Annotated in this window: 10 protein-coding genes; 6 read left to right on the forward strand and 4 right to left on the reverse strand. The window is 54.5% G+C overall.

Annotated elements, in window-relative coordinates; translation table 11 throughout:
* Positions 1-54: 54 nt before the first annotated feature.
* From rsmB to def, 3 genes are read right to left on the reverse strand one after another with little or no spacing between them, the layout of a single operon-like run.
* On the reverse strand, positions 55-1,344 hold the full coding sequence (gene rsmB, locus NG99_RS26480) for a 16S rRNA (cytosine(967)-C(5))-methyltransferase RsmB (RefSeq protein WP_034899676.1): 1,290 nt from the start codon (positions 1,342-1,344) through the stop codon (positions 55-57).
* Between the two features lie 46 nt (positions 1,345-1,390).
* Positions 1,391-2,335: a methionyl-tRNA formyltransferase gene (gene fmt / locus NG99_RS26485; protein ID WP_034899677.1), complete on the reverse strand. Its 945-nt coding sequence runs from the start codon at positions 2,333-2,335 to the stop codon at positions 1,391-1,393.
* 24 nt (positions 2,336-2,359) lie between these two features.
* The gene (gene def, locus NG99_RS26490) at positions 2,360-2,869 is read right to left on the reverse strand and encodes a peptide deformylase (protein ID WP_034899678.1); all 510 of its coding nucleotides are present in this window, start codon (positions 2,867-2,869) and stop codon (positions 2,360-2,362) included.
* A 115-nt stretch (positions 2,870-2,984) separates the two neighbouring features.
* Here def and dprA point away from each other — a divergent pair, with 115 nt between their 5' ends.
* The 6 genes from dprA to NG99_RS26520 are packed head-to-tail and all read left to right on the forward strand — an operon-like array spanning position 2,985 to position 6,777.
* Positions 2,985-4,109, forward strand: coding sequence for a DNA-protecting protein DprA (gene dprA / locus NG99_RS26495; protein ID WP_034899679.1), 1,125 nt, complete (start codon positions 2,985-2,987; stop codon positions 4,107-4,109).
* Positions 4,081-4,554 (forward strand): DUF494 family protein Smg, encoded by a 474-nt coding sequence (gene smg, locus NG99_RS26500; RefSeq protein WP_034899681.1) that lies wholly within the window; start codon positions 4,081-4,083, stop codon positions 4,552-4,554. Before dprA ends, smg begins: the two co-directional genes overlap by 29 nt.
* Before the next feature lie 25 nt (positions 4,555-4,579).
* Entirely contained in the window at positions 4,580-5,137 is a 558-nt protein-coding gene (locus NG99_RS26505) for a DNA topoisomerase family protein (RefSeq protein WP_034899684.1), read from the forward strand.
* Entirely contained in the window at positions 5,127-5,699 is a 573-nt protein-coding gene (tsaC, locus tag NG99_RS26510; RefSeq protein ID WP_034899686.1) for an L-threonylcarbamoyladenylate synthase type 1 TsaC, read from the forward strand. The genes NG99_RS26505 and tsaC overlap by 11 nt, the downstream gene beginning before the upstream one ends.
* Before the next feature lie 11 nt (positions 5,700-5,710).
* Positions 5,711-6,529, forward strand: a complete 819-nt coding sequence (aroE, locus tag NG99_RS26515; RefSeq protein WP_034899687.1) for a shikimate dehydrogenase — start codon at positions 5,711-5,713, stop codon at positions 6,527-6,529.
* The gene (locus NG99_RS26520; protein ID WP_034899689.1) at positions 6,526-6,777 is read left to right on the forward strand and encodes a DUF1488 family protein; all 252 of its coding nucleotides are present in this window, start codon (positions 6,526-6,528) and stop codon (positions 6,775-6,777) included. The genes aroE and NG99_RS26520 overlap by 4 nt, the downstream gene beginning before the upstream one ends.
* Here the strand turns inward: NG99_RS26520 and NG99_RS26525 are convergent.
* Complete coding sequence (locus NG99_RS26525) at positions 6,753-7,307, reverse strand: gamma carbonic anhydrase family protein (protein ID WP_034899691.1); 555 nt, start codon at positions 7,305-7,307, stop codon at positions 6,753-6,755. The genes NG99_RS26520 and NG99_RS26525 overlap by 25 nt on opposite strands.
* Positions 7,308-7,740 lie beyond the last annotated feature (433 nt).

The raw sequence follows: 7,740 nt of genomic DNA on the forward strand, positions 1-7,740 counted from the left end.
AGTCTGATTCGTTGGAGGTCAGCCGGGCCGGGAAAGATTCACCGGACGGCGCGGTTATCGTTTTAGCAATCTGGCGTAGAAGAAACCATCGCCACCCTGCGGTGTGGGAAACACCTGTAAACCTGGCTGGCTGGCATCGCCCGTTGCCGAAAGTATGGCGTCCTGATGGCGCTCCAGGAAAGCAGCGATTTGCAGATGATTCTCTTCTGGTAAAATGGAGCAGGTTGCATAGAGCAGCGTACCGCCTGATTTCAGATGGGGCCAGATGGCCTCCAGAATCTGCTGTTGCAGTGCCGCAAGCTCGGCAATATCTCGATCCCGCCGCAGCCATTTAATGTCAGGGTGACGGCGAATAACGCCAGTGGCGGAACAGGGCGCATCCAGCAGAATGCGGTCAAACTGCCGATCGCCGCACCAGGATTGCGGATCGCAACCATCGCCGACTTTGACCTCCGCCGTCATGTTCAGCCGCTGCAGGTTTTCGTTAATCCTTGCCAGGCGCTGCGCATCGATATCAACTGCCAGCACACTCGCCTGAGGCGCCGCTTCCAGAATATGCGTGGTTTTCCCGCCGGGAGCGGCGCAAAGGTCGAGGATGGACTCACTGTTCTGCGGATCCAGCAGCGCTACGCATCCCTGGGCCGACGCATCCTGAATGGTTACCCATCCCTGGTCAAAGCCCGGCAGCTGTGACACCGGGCAGGGCGTTTCCAACCGCAGGGCATCCTGATGTCGGGGATCCGGTTCGGCTAGCTTGCCCGTTGCCTGTAGTTGCATCAGCCACTCTTCCCGAGTGTGATGCAGGCGGTTGACGCGAAGCCACATTGGCGGCCGTTGATTATTAGCGTCGACAATCGCTTGCCATTGGTCTGGCCAGGCGCGTTGCAGCCTTTCCAGCAGCCAGCGAGGATGCAGATACTGCCGATCGCCTTCGTTCATCTGCTGCATCAGCGCTTCCTGCTGACGCTGGAACTGGCGGAGCACGCCGTTAATCAGCCCCTTAAGCTGCTGACGCTTTAACGCCGTCGCACCTTCAACCGTTTCCGCCAGGGCGGCATGAGCTGGGATACGGGTATACATCAGCTGATAGAGGCCAACCATCAGCAGAAAGTGAAGGGTGCGCTGTTTGCCCGTCATCGGGCGCTCCATCAGCTGGTTGATAATCCACTCTAGCTGGGGAAGCGTACGCAGCACGCCGTAGCAAAGTTCCTGAAGCAGTGCAGCGTCTTTGTCGCCGACTGATTTCTGCGCAGCAGGCAGCACATTACTCAACGACTGGCCCTGCTCGACCACTTTTTCGATAGTCTGGGCAGCGATGCTGCGCAGGTTGGTATTTTTTTTCATAGGGATCGCAAGTCAAAATCAGCCCGGCGTATAGCCGGGCGGAGCATCAGGCAAGAACATTGCCTGGCGTGAACCATTCCCGGCGGGAATTCAGCAGGTCCTGAGCCTTCATCGGTTTTTTACCGGCAGGCTGCAATTCGGCAATATTCAGTACGCCTTCGGCGGTGGCTACCTGGATGCCGTTCTTGTCAGCGAGGACGATCTCGCCTGGCTGCCGGTCCACATGAGGCAAGACGCTGGCTTTCCAGACTTTTACCGGTTGGTCATCAACGGTAAAGTAGCTGACTGGCCAGGGATTAAACGCCCGGATGCAGCGCTCTAACTGGGCAGCGGAAAGGCCCCAGTCCAGTTTTGCTTCCTCTTTGCTCAGCTTCGCGGCATAGCTGACCAGCGCTTCATCCTGCACTTCTGGACGGGCGCTGCCGTCAGCCAGCTGAGACAGCGTTGTCAGCATTCCTGTCGGGCCCAGTGCGGCCAACTTATTATAGAGCGTGGCGCTGCTATCTTCAGGCTCAATGGGGCAGGAAAGCTTATGCAGCATATCTCCGGTATCCAGGCCGACGTCCATTTGCATAATAGTCACGCCGGTTTCGCTGTCGCCAGCCCAAAGCGAACGTTGGATAGGCGCCGCCCCGCGCCATTTCGGCAACAGAGAACCATGCACGTTGATGCAGCCTAACCGGGGCATTGCCAGCACCGGTGCGGGCAACAGCAGCCCGTAGGCGACAACGACCATCACGTCTGCATGTAATCCGGCAACCATCTGCTGATTCTCCTCCGGACGAAGAGACTTGGGCTGAAACACTGGGAGGTGATGCTGCTCAGCCAGCTGTTTGACCGGGCTCGCCGTGAGCTTATTGCCCCGTCCGGCTGGCCGGTCTGGTTGGGTGAAGACGCCAACCACGTTATGACCAGAAGATAACAGCGCGTCAAGATGACGCGCTGCAAAGTCTGGCGTACCGGCAAAAATGATGTTTAAGGCTTCGGACACGCTTTTCCCTTCTTCAGGCTCGTTTTAATCACGGGCGTTCTGGCGATAAAGCTTTTCCAGTTTCTGACGGATACGCTGGCGTTTCATCGGGGACAGGTAATCAATAAACAGCTTACCGACCAGATGATCCATCTCATGTTGAATACAGATGGCGAGCAAACCATCGGCTTCCAGCTCATAGCTGTTGCCTTCGCGATCCAGGGCGCGGATTTTGACTTTCTCCGCGCGGGGAACGAGCGCACGCTGCTCAGGGATGGAGAGACAACCCTCTTCAATACCCGTTTCACCGCTTTTTTCCAGCATTTCCGGGTTGATCAGCACATGGCGTTCATCGTGATTTTCAGAAACGTCAATCACGATAATACGCTGATGAATATCGACCTGAGTGGCCGCCAGCCCAATGCCTTCTTCGGCATACATCGTTTCAAACATATTATCCACGATGCGCTGAATATCGGCATTCACTTCTTTAACGGGTTTCGCAACGATACGCAGGCGATCGTCAGGAAAATGTAATACCTGCAAAACTGACATAACTTTCCAGATCTGTGTTCAAGGGAGTGGATATTTTCTCTCTTATTGTAGACATTTCGGACGCTGATTGACAGCATTCCCGCTACGTTTGCGGTGCGCTTAACAGGGATTGCATATGACACCAACGGAGATTTGGTTACGCCTTTCAGGCGTAAAGGGGATGCGCAATCGGCAGCGTTTAAGGGCTGCGGCGTTTTTGCGGCTAAATGAGAGGGTAAGCAAAGAGGATCTGATCGAGGCTGGGCTAAGCGAGGAGCAGGGCAAGGCTTTTCTCAACGACGACCCTGCGATGATTGAGAACACGTTGGTCTGGCTGACGCACCCGCAGCATCACCTTTTGACCTGCGACAGCCCGCAATATCCGGAAAGGCTGAGGAATATCGCTTCCTCTCCTCCGCTGCTTTTTATTGCCGGGAACCCGGCGGTTTTACTCACGCCGCAGGTTGCGATTGTGGGCAGCCGCAGGTGCTCCCACTATGGCCGCAACTGGGGAAGCTTCTTTGCTCAGAAACTGGCGTTGAGTGACATCACCATTACAAGCGGTCTGGCCGTAGGTATCGATAGCATCGCTCATCGCGCCGCTCTTGAGGTCGGGGGGAAAACGCTGGCCGTGTTAGGGAGCGGACTGAACCATCTTTATCCCCGGCAGCATAGTTCTCTGGCCAGGGAGATTATCGACAGCGGCGGCGCGGTTATCTCTGAATATCCCTTATCGACCCGGCCCGCCGCCCATCATTTCCCCCGGCGTAACCGAATCATTAGCGGTCTGAGCCTTGGCGTTCTGGTGGTGGAAGCCACCTTAAAGAGCGGGTCGCTGATCACGGCCAGGCTGGCTCTGGAGCAAAACAGAGACGTTTATGCGTTGCCCGGCGCTATCGGTAATTCTGGCAGCGAAGGACCGCACTGGCTGATTCAGCAGGGGGCATTATTGACCGCGCATCCCAATACGATCCTCGAACAGCTGCAAAGTGACCTGAAATGGCTGCCTGATATACCAAATTCAATAATATATTCACATCAGGAGGGCAATACTCCATTGCCATTTGCTGATGTGTTGGCTAACGTAGGAGATGAGGTTACACCTGTTGACGTCGTCGCTGAACGTGCCGGCCAACCTGTGCCAGCCATCGTAGCTAAGCTGCTTGAGTTGGAGTTAGCAGGATGGATCGCAGCTGTACCCGGCGGCTATGTCCGATTGAGGAGGGCAAGCCATGTTCGACGTACTAATGTACTTATTTGAAACGTATATCCACAACGAAGCAGAAATGCGCGTTGACCAGGATAAATTGACTGATGATTTAACCGATGCCGGTTTTCATCGTGAAGATATTTATAATGCGTTGAACTGGTTGGAAAAGCTTGCAGATTACCAGGAGGGGCTTGTCGCTCCGATACTGCTCGCTACCGATCCGCTGTCTATGCGTATCTACACCGAGGAAGAGAGTCAGCGTTTAGATGCTAACTGTCGGGGTTTTATTTTGTTCCTGGAGCAAATTCAGGTGCTCAATCTTGAAACCCGCGAAATGGTTATCGAACGTATTATGGCGCTGGACACGCTTGAGTTTGATCTTGAAGATCTCAAATGGGTCGTGCTGATGGTGCTGTTTAATATCCCCGGATGTGAAAACGCTTATCAACAGATGGAAGAACTTCTTTTTGACGTCAATGAAGGAATAGTGCACTGAAGATCCTCTTCGTGTAAGAAATGTTATGAATAAAACAGCGCTTTTCGCTGTGCGAAAAAATGAGCCCTGCCCCCAGTGTGGGGCAGAACTGGCTATTCGTTCCGGCAAACGCGGCGCTTTTCTCGGCTGCCCGAACTATCCCGAGTGTGATTACATTCGCCCGCTGAAAAATCAGGCCGATGGTCATGTAGTGAAGGTTCTTGAGGGGCAGTTTTGTCCTGAGTGTCAGTCGGAGCTGGTATTACGCCAGGGACGATTTGGCATGTTCGTCGGCTGTAGCCACTATCCCGAATGTGAACACACTGAGGTTATCGATAAGCCCGACACCACAACGCTCGCCTGCCCACAATGCCAGCAGGGCAAACTGGTTCAGCGCCGCTCACGCTATGGCAAAACCTTTCACGCCTGTGAACGCTACCCCGACTGCCAGTTTGCGGTTAACTTTACCCCGGTTGAAGGTGAGTGTGAATTTTGCCATTTCCCCCTATTAATTGAGAAAAAAACGGCTCGCGGCCTCAGGCGTTACTGCGCCAGTAAAGCCTGTGGAAAGCCGGTAACAGCAGGAAACAGCAGTGAAGAATGAGTTCGCCCCCGGGACTAATGAAGCCTGTATTGCACAGCTCCAGCAGGGTGCCGTGATTGCCTATCCCACAGAGGCCGTTTTCGGCCTGGGATGTAACCCCGATAGTGAGTCGGCGGTCATGGACCTGCTCGCGTTGAAACAGCGTCCTGTCGATAAAGGACTGATTTTGATCGCCGCTGACTATGCTCAGCTATTGCCCTATATAGATGAACGGCAGCTTCCTGACGAGAAAAAAGCGCGGATGCTGGCCAGCTGGCCCGGCCCGGTGACCTGGGTGCTCCCCGCCCGGCCATCTACTCCTCGCTGGCTGACCGGACGTTTTGCCTCGCTTGCCGTGCGGGTCAGTAACCATCCTGATGTGCAGCGGCTCTGCCTGGGCTATGGCAAACCGCTAGTTTCTACCAGTGCCAACCTGACCGGTCTGCCTCCCTGCCGCACGGCTGAGGAAGTCCATCAGCAGTTTGGGGCTGATTTTCCGGTGCTTTTGGGAACTACCGGGGGAAGATTAAATCCGTCAGAGATTCGAGATGTCATAACCGGCGAGCTTATTCGTCAGGGGTAACAGGAAATATCATGCAAACCTTCGCCGTGTTCGGTAACCCGATTAGTCACAGCAAGTCACCGCGTATTCATCAGCTCTTCGCGGAGCAGACCGGCATAACGCATCCGTACGAGCGTATTTTCGCTCCCGTTGACGGCTTTGCGCCTTCTTTATCCGAGTTTATAGCGCAGGGGGGAAAGGGCGCTAACGTTACCCTGCCTTTTAAGGAACAGGCTTACCAGTTGGTTGATGAGTTGACCGAACGAGCCTCGCTGGCTGGAGCGGTAAATACCGTCAAAAAACTGGAAGATGGACGCCTTCTTGGTGATAACACCGATGGTATTGGTTTGCTGACGGATCTTGAGCGACTGAATTTGATCAAACCGGGCGATCGCATCCTGTTGGTTGGCGCGGGTGGTGCAGCGCGTGGGGTTATCCTTCCTTTGTTGTCGTTTGGCTGCTCGCTGACGATCGTTAACCGCACGCTGAGCAAGGCTCAGATCCTTGCCGATGCTTTCCGGCATACTGGTGGTATTCATGCCATCGGAATGGATCGGCTGGAGGGCGAGCACTTTGATCTGATCGTCAATGCCACTTCCAGCGGCATTGCTGGTGAGATCCCGGCATTACCTTCGTCACTGGTCTCTGCGCAGGTTCGCTGCTACGACATGTTCTACCAGGCTATGCCAACACCGTTTCTTCACTGGTGCCGACAGCACGGTGCGGTCCAGCTGGCGGACGGGCTGGGAATGCTGGTGGGGCAGGCCGCGTACTCCTTCTTTTTGTGGCACGGAACGCTGCCTGATATCACGCCGGTGATTACGGCCCTGAAGGCTGAACTCAGCGCTTGAATCAGGCGATCCAGTTTCCGGACCGGGAGTGGTGGGATGAATCGGTCGGCGCCGTGTGCTTCCCGGCTATCGTCAATGGCTTCCAACTGACCTGCGCGATTAGCGGCGAAACGATCGCTCGCCGCTATGGCGATGAGCAGGCGTTTTTGGCCTGCTTCCTTATGCATCGCTGGGATCTGGAAGACGAGGCCGAAACGGCAATAAAAGAAGCTAATGAAGACGATCAGGGCTGGGTCTGGCTTTCCTGAGCCAGGTAGTCATTTTTCCAGCCGACATAATTGTTTGAGGAGTAAAGAAGACCGGCAATCTCAGCTTCTGTCAGCGCGCGAGCTTGCTTCACCGGGCTTCCGAGATAGAGATAGCCGCTGACCAACCGTTTACCCGGCGGGACTAAGCTGCCGGCACCAATCATCACATCATCTTCAACAATCACGCCGTCCAGCAGAATCGATCCCATTCCCACCAACACCCGATTGCCGATTGTGCAGCCGTGCAGCATCGCCTTGTGGCCCACGGTGACATCTTCCCCCACGATCAGTGGATTCCCTTCAGGGTTAGAAGAAGACTTATGGGTGACGTGCAGCACGCTGCCATCCTGGATATTGCTGCGCTTCCCGATAATCACTTTATTGACATCACCACGAATGGCTACCAGTGGCCAGATGCTGACGTCGTCCTGGAGCTCAACGGCACCGACTACCACACTGGAAGCATCTACCATGACGCGCTTGCCAAGCTGCGGAAAGATTTGTTTAAAAGGTCGTAGATTCCCTGACATAGCTACCTCTCTTTACTGGGATCTTTGAAGGGTAGTGCGCAAGGCGATTAACGATCAATAACTCTTGCTTAAAACGCGGTATTTTTGTGCGGATCGTCTGAGATCTCAGCGGAAAGGGTGAAAATTCAGCAACCAAAAAGAAAGATCGAAAAAAGGCTTGTGCTCTCAAACCGGATCCCTATAATGCGCCTCCATCGACACGGAACAACGGCTTACCGGCCGCCGGGTTGAGAGGTTCAGCAGGCTGAACCGCCGGGGAAATCTTCTTAAAAAGAAGTTGACTCTGAAGGGGGAAAGCGTAATATACGCCACCTCGCAGTAAGGCCTCAGGCCCTTGCCGCACCGCTCTTTAACAATTTATCAGACAATCTGTGTGGGCACTCGCAGGATTGATATCCGCGTCTCCGGACGCAAAAAAATATCAAGCCTTAAG

This window comes from Erwinia typographi (assembly GCF_000773975.1).
Lineage (GTDB): Bacteria > Pseudomonadota > Gammaproteobacteria > Enterobacterales > Enterobacteriaceae > Erwinia > Erwinia typographi.